Below are 14,304 nucleotides of genomic sequence, written 5' to 3'. Positions count from 1 at the left end.
TGACGTATTTCCTTCTCATTTTTATAGTAAATAAGGGATAAAATCAAGCCTAGACAGATTGTTTTGACAATTCTAATCTTTTAATACTCTTCGAAAATCTCTTCAAACCACGTCAGCTTCCATCTGCAACCTCAAAACACTGTTTTGAGCAACCTGCGGCTATCTTCCTAATTTGCTCTTTGATTTTCATTGATACTATCCTAAAATCAAAAAACATCTTATAATAGTAGTTATGAAACTTACAAACGAAGAAACACAAAAAATTGAACAACTCCTAAGAGATTCATCGTACGCCAAATATCACAAACGTCTACAGATTATTTATTTTCGCTCAAAAGAAAAGAGTTATAAGGAAATCATGGATCTGCTAGATTGCAATAAAACAACTGTTTGGAGGAATTTGAAAAAATATAAGGAGTTTGGTTTAGAAGCGCTTCTTCAAGAGACCCGTGGTGGACGTCATAGAGAATATATGACTTACGAAGAAGAACAAGCATTTCTAAAACGTCATATAGAAGCTGCTCAGGCTGGGGAATTTGTAACTGTCAATCAGTTATTTGAAACCTATCAAAAAGAGATTGGTCGCACTTCCACACGTGATGGTTTCTATTATCTCCTGAAACGACATGGTTGGCGAACGGTCACTCCTCGACCTGAGCATCCCAAGAAGGCAGACGCTCAGACAATTGAGACGTCTAAAAATAAAATCTACATTCGAGACCTTAAGTAAGCGCTTTAAAGAAGAGGGGACTTATAACAAAGTACGTTTGATGTACCAAGATGAAGCTGGTTTCGGAAGAATCAGTAAGATGAGTTCTTGTTGGGCTCCTCAAGGAATCCGACCTAGCATTCCTAGTCATTATATGCGAGAATATCGCTATTGTTATGGGGCAGTAGATGCTCAGACAGGAGATTCCTTTTTCCTCATTGCTGGAGGATGCAATACTGAGTGGATCAATGAATTTCTACGGCAAGTCTCACAAGCTTATCCAGATGACTATATTTTACTTGTCATGGATAATGCTATATGGCATAAATCAAGTACCTTAGAGATTCCAAGTAATATTGAGTTAGCTTTTATCCCACCTTATACTCCAGAAATGAACCCTATTGAACAAGTCTGGAAAGAAATTCGAAAACGAGGTTTCAAAAATAAGGCTTTCCAAACATTGGAAGCCGTCATTGATAAGCTTCAAGAAGTTATTCAAGGACTGGAAAAAAGCGTTTTAAAGTCCACTGTCAGCAGACAATGGACAAGGTTGCTTTTTGAAAACAATTGAGTATGAGTATAAATACAAACTATTATCCACTCGAACAATTAAGAGATTTAAAATTAAAAGTGTTGATTGATATTTTTGAAACCGAATTTGATTATAAATTCGAAATCAAAAAAATGGAAGAATCTTTAGCGATTGTTCATAATTTGTCCCCATTTGATGAGTTTGAAAAATTATCAATAAATAATACGGACGAATATATGAAAAAAAACATTTTTTTATCAAAAATATGATATAATGGTTTTATATTACGAATAAGGAAGTAGGGAAGAAAATATGCAGGGTGGCACACGCAAGGGAGCGGGAAGAAAACCAGTTTCTGATAAAAAACAGATGAAAAATATTTATCTAATTCAGAGTGAGATTGATGTAATTGATTCACTTGAGCTTGATAACTGTAAGAATTTTAGTCAAAAATGCTCCGAGCTAATTAAAATAGGAATAGACACACAAATGAACACTAAAAAGAAAACTACTTCAAATGATTCAATAAAGTTTATCGACTTATTCGCAGGTATTGGTGGAATCCGTAAAGGATTTGAGGATAAGAACACAGAATGTGTTTTTAGTTCCGAATGGGATAGGTATGCTTCTAAAACTTATGAAGAGAATTATGGCGAAAAACCATATGGGGATATTACTCAAATCAATGAGAAAGATATTCCAGACCATGACATTCTTTTAGCAGGTTTTCCATGTCAGCCATTTAGCCATATTGGTAAGCGTGAAGGTTTTACTCATGAAACCCAAGGAACTTTGTTCTTTGATGTACTTCGTATCTTAAAAGAGAAAAAACCAAAAGCTTTCTTACTTGAGAATGTAAAAGGGCTTGTAACTCACGACAAAGGGAATACTTTAAAAGTCATTATGAGAGCGTTAAAAGAAGAATTAGGCTACTCAATTTTCTATGAAATTCTTGATGCTCAACGTTTTGGTTTACCACAAAGAAGGGAACGTATTATCATTGTAGGTTTCCATCCAGATATAAAAGTAGATAACTTTGAATTTCCTAAAGGAAGCGATAAAAAAGTCCCAGTAGGTTCTATTTTAGAAGATAATCCAACTGGGTACAAAATTTCAAAACATCTGCAAGATACATATCTTTTTAAAAAAGATGATGGCAGACCTCAAATTATTGATAAAACTAGCGAAATTCAGGTAAATACACTTGTTGCAAGCTATCACAAAATTCAGCGTTTGACAGGAACGTTTGTAAAAGGTGGAGAAACTGGGTTGAGACTTTATAGTGAACTAGAATGTAAGCGACTAATGGGATTTCCAGATGATTTCAAAGTACCAGTTTCAAGAACTCAAATGTATAGACAATTTGGTAACTCAGTAGCTGTACCAGTAATTAAAGCTGTCGCTGATAAAATGAAAGTATACCTTTAATCAAAAAATAGCATATCATATTTGAACTGCTACTTTTTATTATTCGTAAAACCTTTGATTTGTACTTTTTGACCTCGTTTTTTACTAGGGTATGTCCATTTAAACGGAGTTCCAAACTGTCCTTTAGATGAATATTTCTTAATATATTCATCAACATACAAATCCCTTAAAATAACCTCAAATTTTTTAGTATACAGCATTATATCAGCAACTTGAATAGAATTGTTAACTAATGGACTATTGACCCCAAACATAAAGAAGTTAACTAATTCTTTATTGTATTTATGAATTTCATCAACTAATGTGTTATAGGCAACTTCATTATTTTCTTTCAAACCTTTAGCACTACCATATGCTTGAAATTCTTTGAGTGAATTAGCCAATGACGAAGAAGAATCGAGATTAAGGGCAAGAATAATATCATCTACAGCTCCCTCATGGACTGTTACGGTATCCGCAGAAGTATTTTTTACACTAATATTTTTAGTTATTTCTTTTTGTTCAGTAGTAATCGTAAAAGATACATCTGTTTTTGGATAACCACGATTACTTAATTTAGGTATTGAATTAGTTGCCACAATATCTAAAACAGTATCTTGTTCACTAACACCAGAAACTTTTAAGATTTGACTAAACCAATTATAAGTGGAAGATTTAATTGTTTGGCTATGTTTTGCGTGATTATTCCATAGAAGGATATTGTTTTTGTCAGTCAGTAAGTCAACTATACTATCCTCAGCATTGTTTCCCAAAATATTAGCACTAATCCCTTGAGATAGATTTTCGGAAGCATGATTTAGTACAAAGTCTTTTAATTCAGAAAAAGTTAGTACATCATCTAAGAAAGATACATAAGTTTCGCTATGTATCTTATTTGAATAGTCGTTTTTATTTTTTATTTCTTTTTCGGTAATAGAATCTGGTACAACAACAAAGATTCTTGTGACATTCTTATCAACTAACTTGATGTTTTGAGCAAAAAATTCATTCCCATAGATTCTATCAGTTCGAATCGAGCTAGTCGGTTTAACTAACCAAGTTTCATTATCAAAGTCATTGAAAGTAATTGCATAATCCATTTTAAATTGTTTTTCACAATTTTCATATCCAACTGAATAACCTTTTTTTACAGATACATTCAATTTGGGAATCTTTTGGATTTTTTGAAGCAATTCAGACAAAGTTAAATTTGAAGCAGAACCAGATAAAGATTTTTGCTGATTATCAACGTTAAAACTCATAATATTTTTACTCCATATTAGAAAAAAGAAGCTCATTTTAGAGCTTCTTTGGAAACGCTTTGGAGACAATCCAAATATATTTATCTCATTTTAATACTTCATACAGTTGTTAAAATGATGTTAAATCAAGGATTCTTAGCCTAAGTTACTCTTATATTTTATTCCCACTCAACGGTTGCAGGTGGTTTACTTGTAATATCGTAGACGATACGGTTAACATGATCCACTTCATTTACGATACGTACTGAGATTTTTTGAAGGACATCCCAAGGAATTTTGGCAAAGTCAGCAGTCATACCATCGATAGAGGTAATAGCACGGATTGCAATCGTGTAGTCGTACGTACGACCGTCACCCATAACCCCAACTGAACGAACGCCTGTGTTAACAGTGAAGTATTGCCAGATATCGCGATCAAGACCAGCTTTGGCAATTTCTTCACGAAGGATAGCATCTGATTCACGAACGGTTTCAAGTTTCTCTTCAGTGATTTCACCCATGACACGGATAGCAAGTCCTGGTCCTGGGAATGGTTGGCGCCATACGATATGGTCTGGCATACCAAGCTCTGTACCAAGGGCACGAACTTCGTCTTTATAAAGAGTGTTGAGTGGTTCAATCAGTTCAAATTGCATGTCTTCTGGAAGACCACCCACGTTGTGGTGTGACTTGATAGTTTGGGCTGTATCTGTACCAGACTCAATTACGTCTGTATAAAGCGTACCTTGAGCAAGGAATTTCACATCTTTGAGCTTGCTTGCTTCGTCATCAAATACATAGACAAACTCGTTACCGATGATTTTACGTTTTTGTTCAGGGTCAGAAACACCAGCAAGTTTATCAAGGAAACGTTTAGCAGCGTCTGCTTTGACGATATTCAAACCAAACTTACCACCAAGCATGTCCATAACTTGGTCCGCTTCTCCTTTACGAAGAAGACCGTGATCCACGAAGATACAGATCAATTGATCGCCAATCGCTTTTTGGAGAAGAACTCCAACAACTGAAGAGTCAACCCCACCTGAAAGGCCAAGAAGGACACGTTTATCACCGACGGTTTCACGGATTTTTTGGATCTGCATATCGATGAAGTTATCCATTGACCAGTCGCCTTTAGCCTTACAGATGTTAAGGGCAAAGTTACGAAGGATATCATTTCCGTATACAGAATGACGAACTTCTGGGTGGAACTGGATACCGTAAATGTGTTTATCTGGGTTTTCGATGGCTGCGTATGGGCAGTCAGCTGATGTACCTGTACGAACAAAGGCAGCAGGAATCTCGGTAACTGCATCACCATGGCTCATCAATACAGTCTGTTCATCAGGTGTTGATTCAAAAAGAGATGATGGTGTGTGTGTTAGGGTTGATTGACCGTATTCACGATTTCCAGCATCACCTGCAGGAACAACTTTTCCTCCAAGTTTATGGGTCAATAACTGCATACCATAACAAATTCCCAAAATTGGAATTCCAAGTTCGAAGATTTCTGGGTCAATATCAAATGAACCATCTTCGTATACAGAGTTTGGACCACCTGATAGGATAATTCCTACAGGATTGATTTCACGAACTTCAGCAGCTGAAATTTTATGGCTTTTTAGTTCCGAAAAAACACCAATCTCACGGATACGGCGTGAAATCAGCTGGTTGTATTGGCTACCATAGTCCAATACGATGATTTTTTCTACATCTTGCAAATCAGTTGAAATGTTGCTCATCTTTTTCCTTTCTCAAAAGAAATATCTTTTCTCAATATTCTATCACAAATAAGGGCGAATTACCAACTAAACAAGGCGAAGTTTGACTTTTTCTAGTTTATTGGGGTACAATAGAGAAAAGATAGAAATGAAGTGAAAAATATGCTACCTGCTTATATGAAAATCCACGATCAGATTAAAAAGGATATTGACGAGCACCGTTGGGCTATTGGTGAGAGGCTTCCCAGTGAAAGAGATTTAGCAGAGCAGTTTTCGGTCAGCCGCATGACCCTCCGCCAAGCCGTATCTCTATTGGTTGAAGAAGGTGTTTTAGAGCGCAGAGTTGGAAGTGGCACCTTTGTGTCCAGTACTCGGGTACAAGAAAAGATGCGAGGGACAACCAGTTTTACTGAAATTGTTAAGTCCCAAGGTAAAGTACCCTCTAGCCAGCTCATTTCCTACAGAAAAACCATTCCCAATGAGCAGGAAGTTGCCAAGCTAGGAATTTCTCCTACCGAAAATATTATCCGAATGGAGCGGGTCCGCTATGCCGACAAAGTTCCTCTGGTTTATGAAGTTGCTTCTATTCCTGAAAAATTCATTAAGGACTTTAAAAAAGAAGAAATCACTAGTCATTTCTTCCAAACACTGCAAAAACATGGCTACCGTATTGGTAAATCACATCAGACCATCTATGCTCGCCTTGCTAAGGAAAAAATCGCCCACTATTTAGAAGTTGAAAAAGGACATGCTATTCTTGGTCTGACTCAGGTTTCCTACCTAGAAGATGGTACTGCTTTTGAATACGTAAAAAGTCAATATGTAGGCGAACGTTTTGAATTTTATCTTGAAAACAATTAATACTCTTCGAAAATCTCTTCAAACCGCGTCAACGTCGCCTTGCCGTACTCAAGTACAGTCTGCGGCTAGTTTCCTAGTTTGCTCTTTGATTTTTATTGAGTATAAAATACTACGCAAAAACTCTCTGTCACGGACGACAAAGAGTCTTTTTATTTTTCTAAGACTAAATCTTTCAAAGAAATCAGGGTTACAGCAAACAATATCATTGCCATACCAAGAAAATCAATGGGATAAAATTGTTCATTCATGATTAGGAAAGCAAAGAAAACAGCCGAAATTGGCTCAATTGAAGCCAACAAACTTGACTTGACCTAGCCCAATCAGACTGGCTCCTTTTAGAAAGGCTGTATAGGCAAAGACAGTCCCGATAAGGATAATGCCCGCAAAAGCGAGGAGAAAATCAAGACTTGTTGGGATAGTAGTCTGTAGAACTCCTGTAAAAGGAAGGGCAACCAAACCTGCTATAACCATTCCCACACCAATGACCAAACTGCTCCCCCACTTCTTAATCAAGGCTATGGGTAAAATGATATAAAGTGCGTAAGTCAGAGCAGAAAAGAGACCCCAAAACAGGTCTGCAGGTGTCATGGATAACTGGTCCACCTGCCCATGTGTTGCGATCAGGAAGGTTCCTCCGATGGCTAATATGATAGAAACAATCTCTCCCAGTGTCGGTGCCACCTTATCCTTGATACAGCTATAAATCAAAATTCCGACAGGACAAACATACTGAAGTACTGTCGCGGTACCTGCATTGGTCTCCTGAATAGCAGTTAGATAGGCGAATTGGTTGAGGAATAGACCAATTAGAGCAAAAATAAGAAGAGACAGCAAACTCTTCTTATCCGTTAAAAAGGCCAGCATTTTATCCTTTGCAGTGGCATAAGCCAAGAGCATGAGAATTCCACCAGCGATTAAAAGGCGCAAGTTGGTCAAGACCAGAGCTGAAATTCCGTGTGCCATCAGGTATTGGCCACTCGTTCCTGACAAGCCCCAAGCTATCCCTGCCACAACTGTTAGTAAAGTCCCTTTTAAACTATTTGACATGTCTCTCCTTACTCTTCTTTGCGAATCAAGTTCATCACTTGATTGCGGTCTACAATCCATTGAGCCCTCTCATCCTTTTCATAGGTACGATTCGATAGGAAAATGGCCGCTTCTTGCTTCTGACGATTCCACATGATAAAGGTACCTGTATAGCCCGTATGGTCTAGCCAATCTCCTTCCAAATTCCATGCCAAAGAACGTTCCTTGTCATCCAAAGGTGAAAAATTTTGACTCAAATCTCTTGCAAAATCATCTGCTAAATAGTGTTCTAAAAAGATTTGTAAATCCTTTACAGTCGAAAACAAACCAGCACTACCTGCATGTCTGCCCAAGAGGCGAGCCTTGGGATCATGTACCAGACCTGCCTCGACACCTCTAACTGTTGGAACAGCAAGCTCAACAGGTCCAAATTGGGTTTCCGTCATTCCCCACGGTTTCCAAACTTGTTCTTGTAAAATCACATCCAAATCTTGATTAAAAATTCTTTCCAAAATAAAGCCCAACAGCAAAAAATGGACATCCGAATAAAGAAAGGCTGGCTGACTTCGTCTGTTGAGATGAAACATCGCTTCCTTTAATTCAGGGGCTGTTAAAAGATCACGATTAGGAATAAAAGGATCAAGGTCTGTTGCATGAGTCAAGAGCTGGCGAATAGTGATGTCTGGATAATCACTCTCAGCTAAAAAATCTGTTATAGGTCTGTCAATATCTAATTTGCCTTTTTCCCACAAGAAGGTAAAAACGGTGCCAACGCCAACAACCTTGCTGACACTAGCTAGGTCATAAACTAGTCCTGCCTCAGTCTGCAAGCCATGCTCTGGGTGACTCTGACCAATATAGAACTCCGTCCATTGATTGTCCTTAAAATACGCAAAAGAGGCTCCGGGATAAATCCCTGCCTCGATTTGTTCTTCTATTTTTTTAATAATCTGGGTCCACTTCATACTTCTTCAAACCACAATTCAACATTATTTCTATCTTTTCCAAGGAAGAATTTTTCAGACTTAGGAATAAAATATTCTGTAGACTCAAACTTCTGGCGAAGACTTGATATATCTAGTTCATTGACCAAGAACTTGAGCATAGATAAGTCCCAGGTAACCGTATTGTCCACAGTCAAATCCTTCCCCTGAGCTGGAATAAAATCAAGGGATGCCCCAATTTCAGATGATTCCAAGAAACTTTCGATATCAGTTTGGAGATGTAATTCCATAGAAATCTCAAATTTACTTAAAGAGATTGATGCCAAATCTGTTTGAAATTCAGGCTTTTCTCCTACTTCTACTAGACTTGCTCTGTCATCTTCTGCATGAATCAAAATCAAATCATCTTCTGGTGAAAAAATTTCAAAAGCGTAGCCATTTTGACCTTTATATAATCGATGAATCGAATCTGTTTTAGATAAGAGTCCCTCGATTTCTAAGGGATTTTCCACCTTGATAATCAATCTAGCCAATTTTTTCGTCCCTCTACCTTACGAGTACGCATGCTTGGTGCTTCTTCTAAAACCAGCTTTTCAAGACCTGTTTGGTCCCCTAGTGATAGGAAGGCTGATTCCTCTAACAAGGCCTTCATGCCAAGGGTTTCAATATAAAATGTTTCATTTAATTTTCTATTATTAACTTTTAAAGTAGGAATAATCCGTACAATCTGATTTACATTCATAAATTCCTCCATCACTTTTTATTTTAAAGGATTTTAGAATTTTTTACAAGATATTATGCTCAAATTTAACTTTATTTAGCTATTTAGTAAAGATAGCCTTTCAAGGCTTTTGTCAAAACCTGATAACCAGCAACACTGAGGTGCAGTCCATCAGTTGTATATTCTTTTTTTAGTTGGCCCGCCTGGTCTGTCAAACTGTCAAAAACTGACAAAAATTCCACCTGCATATAGGCAGAAGCAAGCTCTTGATAGGCGTGATTCCTGTTCTGAATTTTTTCATTCGTGCGGATATAGACTGTCTGCTTATACTCCTCGCCTTCATTAACTGGCAAAATGGAAAGTAATTTTATCTCAGTCAGTGAATAATCGCGAGCAATGGATTGATGATAGCTTCGAGATTATTGAGAGCCTCATTCACAGGCACATCTTTTCCAATATCGTTCGTCCCAATTAAAAGGACAATTTTATCTACCTCCCCACCGTACAGATGCGCATCCAGATTCTCTAATAACAGTCCTGTCTGATAGCCACAAATTCCTCGATTGACAATTGTCTTTGAAGTCCCAAACAACTCCTGCAGAGGATAATATTCGACAATGGAATCCCCAATAAAAAGAATATCTGGCTCTACAACTGAAACCTGATTTAGGTGACGATACTTGGTTTGGATTTTTTCTTGTTCCTTTAGTAACCAATTTTCTAATAACTGTACTGCTACTTCATTCTCCTTTTTCTAACCAGTTTTCCAATACTTGGTAAACTCCTCCTTGGCTATTGGCTGGCGCTAGAGCCGTCGCCACAGCTTTGGCTTTGTCATCAGCATTTTCCATCGCATAGGCAATTCCAGCCATTTCAAGCATTTCAACATCATTTTCACTATCGCCAAAAGCCATGATTTGTTGGGGGGTCAAGTCCCAACGCTTGAGTAATTCTTCCAAGCCCCATGCTTTATGAATTCCAGCTTGGAGGATATCAATGCAACCATAGCCACTCGATACAGCCCGAACACGGCCATCAAAGAGGTCATTGATTTCTTCCAATACCGAATTCAAACGTTCCTCACCAACAACCATACTCATCTTGAGCACACCACCAAAGAGGTCAGAGGTTAATTCATCCACAAAATTCATTCGTTGGTAGAATTCTTCAATCATTTCTGGAGTCATAAAACTTTCAAGGTCTGTAAAAATGGTACCTTCCTTGACGAAACCACCCTTCATCCCTGTTACAACAAATTGATCCTGACACGCTCGACCCTCGAAATGAGCCAAAGCCTTATCGACAATGGCATCATCCCAAGTCTGAGCCTGAATCAATTCATTGTTTTCAAAAATATGAGCACCATTGGCAACAACCAGAACCACTCGATCCACCAAGTGCTCCAGTAGTTGCCTCATGCGGTGAATTTCATTCCCTGTCGCGATGACAAAACGAATCCCCCTTTGATCCAACTGATCCACAATCTTTTCCAAGCGTGGGAGATCAAGCTGGCCTCTAGCATCCAGCAAGGTCCCATCCATATCTGTCGCAATTACCTTAATCGTCATTTACTTTCCTCTTGATTAGACTTCCTGCAAAACTAGAATCCTAGTTCATGATTGATAATACCAGCAATCAAATTCATTCGTAATCCGAAGTGTTTACGATGATTTCGATAGGTTGTTGAAGATATTTTAAACGTTTTTATAGTGAAATGAAATAAGAACAGGACAAATCGATCAAGACAGTCAAATCGATTTCTAACAATGTTTTAGAAGTAGAGGTGTACTATTCTAGTTTCAATCTACTATACTTTGTCAAAAATATTCTCAACCTTGATTCTCTCCTTAGATAGCGCATGGTTACAGGCTTTCTCTTCAGCTGTTAGCGGCTTGAGTTTGCTGGATTTCCTCGGAGTTTGCGCTTGAGGATATAGCTTCATGAGCCCTTGATAACCACTGTCAGACAAGATTTTACCAGCTTGTCCGATATTTCTGCGACTCATTTTGAACAACTTCATATCATGACAATAGTTCACAGTGATCTCCAAAGAAACAATTCTCCCTTGGCTTGTGACAATCGCCTGAGCCTTCATAGCGTGGCATTTCTTTTTACCAGAATCATTCGCTAATTGTTTTTTAGGACGATTGATTTTTACTTCCGTCGCATCAATCATTACCGTGTCCTCAGAACTGAGAGGAGTTCTTGAAATCGCAACACCACCTTTGAACAAGAGTTACTTCAACCCATTGGCTCCGACGGATTAAGTTGCTTTCGTGGATACCAAGATCAGCCGCAATTTCTTCATAAGTTCGATATTCTCGCACATATTGAAGTCGCCATAAGAAGGTATTCTAGGCTTAGTTTAGGTTTTCGTCCCCCTTTTGCGTGTTTACCTTGATAATCTCTTTTTAATACAGCTAACATCTCTTCAAAAGTCGTGCACTGAACACCAACCAGGAGCTTAAATCGTGCATCAGTTAGTTGTTCACTTGCTTCATAATCCATAGAACTATTATACCATATATTGTTTCGCAGGAAGTCTAATAATGTTCGAAATTGAATCAGGTTAAAGAGACAACTAAAGGCCACACAAAGGCTTGTCGCATAAAAGACAGCATGGTAGCCAAATTGACCTGCTACTGCAGAACCTGCCATGGGACCAACAACACCTCCCAGATAAAAGAATACCTGATTGAAGGCAAAGACCCTCGAAATGCCGGCTTTGGGAGTCATTTTGCTGAGTAGGGCATTAACCCCAGGAATCAAGGCACCGGTTCCCAATCCAAAGAGGAAACGATAGAGTCCTAGTTGAAGGGGGCTAGAGGCATTGGCACAGAGGAGATAGATGATGACTGAATAAAACTGGGCGACAACCAAGAGACGATGATTGCCCACCTTGTCACCTAGCTTGCCCATGACTCCTGCACTCATCATACTGGAAAAGCCCATACTGGACACAATCAAACCAGAGACAAAAAGAAGATTCTCTGTCTGCCCTAAGTCGCGTACATAAAGAGCCAAAATAGGGCCAATCGATTGAGCTGAAAATTGGATGACAAAACTGGTTAAAAAGAGATTGAGCAAAAGATAGGGATATTTAACCGAGGTAAATAATTCCTTTGTTGGAATAGCCTTTTCCTTGGCTACTGGTTGAAAATCTTCCTTGATAAAGCAAATAGTCAAAATAGCAGCTAAAAATAGAAAACTACCAACCAGTAAGAAAACTGTACGAATGCCAAATAATTCTGCGATAAAGCCACCAATAAAGGGACCAGTTAGAGTGCATGCAACTACGCCTGTAGACAAAGTACCTAAGGCAGAGCCTGATTTCTCCTTGGGAACCTGACTGGCTATCAGTGCCGTTGCATTAGGAACAAAACCTGCAAATACACCGTTTAGTAAACGAAGAAAGATTAACCAATAGATATTTGGGACAAAGGCCAAGCCTCCCATAGTGATAGTCATAGCAAGACCTGCCCGAATCATCATGGGTTTTCGGCCGTATTTGTCAGCAAGAATACCCCAAATAGGAGAAAAGAGCGCCGCGGAAATAGCAGAGACAGAAATTGCTAAGCCTGCATAAAAAGCGACTTGCTGACTCCCTACACCTAGATTTTCCACGAAGATGGGCATAAAAGGTACAACCAAAGAAATACTGGCTCCTGTCAGAAAATTACCAAACCAGGCAATACGCAGATTATCCTTCCAGTTAATCTCTGTCATCTTGCCTACCTCCCTCAAGAAGGATATGCACTTGATTAAGAAGCTGGTTATGATTGCCATTATTATCAAGAACCTGGCTGGCCAAATCTTTCTTTTTTTCTAAAGGCCACTGGGCTGCCAGACGAGACTCAGCTTCATCTTTGGACAACTGGTCCCTTTTCATTAAGCGTTCTACTTGGGCATCTCGGTCCACATAGACCAACCAAGTCTCAGCAAACCAATCGCTGTAGTCCTGCTCAAAAAGTAGGGGAATATCCATGAAGAAAATCTCTTCTGTCTGAGCCAACTGTTCTCTCAAAGTAGCCAGTTCCTCACGGATAATCTCCCCTTGAATTTGATTAGACCATTTTTGCTCTTCAGGATTTGAAAAGATGAGACTAGCTAGGAGAGGGCGATTGAGTTCTCCGTTTTCAAGAATGATTTCTTGCCCAAAGTGCTGTACTAGAGCCTCAAACAGACGACCACCAGGTTTCTGTAGTTGGTGGACGACTGCGTCGGCATCCACTGCTTGAAAGCCTTGCTGTCTTAGAAAATTTGTCACAGTTGACTTACCTGAGGCAATTCCCCCAGTGATTCCGATGATTTTTCCCATCAGTCCCTCCTTTGACAGTTTGGACAAAAGTGGGTTCCACGTCCGCCTAGTTGAATTTTCTCAATGATGGTACCACAGCGTACACATTCTTGACCAGTCTTATCATAGACCTGATGAAAGTCCTGCATGCTTCCATCTTCCCCAAAGGCATTGGTATAAGTCCGAATGGTGGAGCCACCTTTTTCAACAGCCTGGCCCAAAACAGCAATGGTCTGGTCATGAATGGCAGTCGCTTCTTCTGCTGTCAAAGTCTGGGAAGGTCTAGCTGGATGAACCTGAGCTCGCCAGAGAACCTCATCCACATAGATATTGCCAAGTCCAGCTACCAAGGTCTGGTCTAGGAGATGGGATTTGATAGGCTTTTTGGACTTGGCAAGGGCAGATTGAAAGACCTGTAAATCAAAGTCTTGTTCGCTTGGTTCAGGACCTAATTTTTTAGAAATAAAGTAGGCGTCTAAAAGGTCAGGCACCAAGAGTTCCATGGTTCCAAACTTGCGAACATCCTCATAAACAAGCGTGCCACCATCTTCAAACTGAAAGAAAACATGGGCATGCTTGCGTTCAGGTCCTTGGTCTGGATAGTAAAAATACTTGCCCTCCATCCGCAGATGGGAAATCAAAACCTTTTCTGTCAGGCAGAAAAGTAAATATTTACCACGACGTCCCATTGACTCAACAATCTGACCAGGCACTTCCCTTTGAAACTCGTCCAAATCCGTCTTAATCATCTTGGGATAACGAATTTCTATACTCGAAATCTTCTTACCCAAAATCAATTTTTCCAAGCCACGACGAACGGTTTCAACCTCAGGTAATTCAGGCAT

10 protein-coding genes and 6 pseudogenes are annotated in these 14,304 nt (G+C 39.1%); 4 read left to right on the top strand and 12 right to left on the bottom strand.

The window, feature by feature from the left end:
* Positions 1-232: 232 nt before the first annotated feature.
* The 3 genes from QMQ21_RS05215 (at position 233) to QMQ21_RS05205 (ending at position 2,669) form a co-directional block, all read left to right on the top strand.
* Positions 233-1,280 (top strand): IS630 family transposase gene (locus tag QMQ21_RS05215; protein WP_261814025.1). Its coding sequence is split into 2 segments (ribosomal slippage): positions 233-729 and positions 728-1,280, totalling 1,050 coding nucleotides; the frame shifts between segments, so codons are not numbered across the junction.
* 2 nt (positions 1,281-1,282) lie between these two features.
* A complete protein-coding gene (locus QMQ21_RS05210) occupies positions 1,283-1,510 on the top strand; it encodes a hypothetical protein (protein WP_101514779.1) in 228 nt (75 codons plus the stop codon).
* 43 nt (positions 1,511-1,553) lie between these two features.
* On the top strand, positions 1,554-2,669 hold the full coding sequence (locus tag QMQ21_RS05205) for a DNA cytosine methyltransferase (protein WP_172925217.1): 1,116 nt from the start codon (positions 1,554-1,556) through the stop codon (positions 2,667-2,669).
* Between the two features lie 29 nt (positions 2,670-2,698).
* Here the strand turns inward: QMQ21_RS05205 and QMQ21_RS05200 are convergent, their stop codons facing one another.
* Together QMQ21_RS05200 and guaA are read right to left on the bottom strand one after the other, a co-directional pair.
* The gene (locus QMQ21_RS05200; protein ID WP_023941642.1) at positions 2,699-3,910 is read right to left on the bottom strand and encodes an MspI family type II restriction endonuclease; all 1,212 of its coding nucleotides are present in this window, start codon (positions 3,908-3,910) and stop codon (positions 2,699-2,701) included.
* Positions 3,911-4,068: 158 nt separating this feature from the next.
* Positions 4,069-5,631, bottom strand: coding sequence for a glutamine-hydrolyzing GMP synthase (gene guaA / locus QMQ21_RS05195; protein ID WP_023936410.1), 1,563 nt, complete (start codon positions 5,629-5,631; stop codon positions 4,069-4,071).
* A gap of 141 nt (positions 5,632-5,772) precedes the next feature.
* On the opposite strand from guaA, the gene QMQ21_RS05190 reads away from it, so the two are divergent.
* On the top strand, positions 5,773-6,471 hold the full coding sequence (locus QMQ21_RS05190; RefSeq protein WP_000936194.1) for a GntR family transcriptional regulator: 699 nt from the start codon (positions 5,773-5,775) through the stop codon (positions 6,469-6,471).
* 149 nt (positions 6,472-6,620) lie between these two features.
* On the opposite strand, the pseudogene QMQ21_RS05185 reads toward QMQ21_RS05190, so the two are convergent.
* The 10 genes and pseudogenes from QMQ21_RS05185 to mutM form a co-directional block, all read right to left on the bottom strand.
* Positions 6,621-7,518 (bottom strand): annotated as a pseudogene (locus tag QMQ21_RS05185) (DMT family transporter).
* An 8-nt stretch (positions 7,519-7,526) separates the two neighbouring features.
* Entirely contained in the window at positions 7,527-8,462 is a 936-nt protein-coding gene (locus QMQ21_RS05180; RefSeq protein ID WP_261814023.1) for a serine hydrolase domain-containing protein, read from the bottom strand.
* Positions 8,459-9,183: pseudogene (locus QMQ21_RS05175) on the bottom strand (CppA family protein). Before QMQ21_RS05175 ends, QMQ21_RS05180 begins: the two are co-directional and overlap by 4 nt.
* A gap of 83 nt (positions 9,184-9,266) precedes the next feature.
* Positions 9,267-9,853: pseudogene (locus tag QMQ21_RS05170) on the bottom strand (SGNH/GDSL hydrolase family protein).
* Positions 9,854-9,902: 49 nt separating this feature from the next.
* Complete coding sequence (locus QMQ21_RS05165; RefSeq protein ID WP_000153523.1) at positions 9,903-10,730, bottom strand: HAD family hydrolase; 828 nt, start codon at positions 10,728-10,730, stop codon at positions 9,903-9,905.
* A 32-nt stretch (positions 10,731-10,762) separates the two neighbouring features.
* Positions 10,763-10,870, bottom strand: a pseudogene (locus tag QMQ21_RS05160) (IS5/IS1182 family transposase); the annotation flags it as partial.
* Between the two features lie 104 nt (positions 10,871-10,974).
* Positions 10,975-11,670: pseudogene (locus tag QMQ21_RS05155) on the bottom strand (transposase family protein); the annotation flags it as partial.
* Positions 11,671-11,706: 36 nt separating this feature from the next.
* Positions 11,707-12,888: pseudogene (gene pmrA, locus QMQ21_RS05150) on the bottom strand (multidrug efflux MFS transporter PmrA); the annotation flags it as partial.
* On the bottom strand, positions 12,875-13,480 hold the full coding sequence (gene coaE / locus QMQ21_RS05145; RefSeq protein WP_261814021.1) for a dephospho-CoA kinase: 606 nt from the start codon (positions 13,478-13,480) through the stop codon (positions 12,875-12,877). The gene coaE and the pseudogene pmrA, both read right to left, overlap by 14 nt.
* Positions 13,480-14,304: a DNA-formamidopyrimidine glycosylase gene (mutM, locus tag QMQ21_RS05140; RefSeq protein ID WP_001114616.1), complete on the bottom strand. Its 825-nt coding sequence runs from the start codon at positions 14,302-14,304 to the stop codon at positions 13,480-13,482. Before mutM ends, coaE begins: the two co-directional genes overlap by 1 nt.

The sequence above is a fragment of the Streptococcus bouchesdurhonensis genome, assembly GCF_948472335.1.
This window is presented reverse-complemented; position numbering and strand designations above follow the sequence as displayed.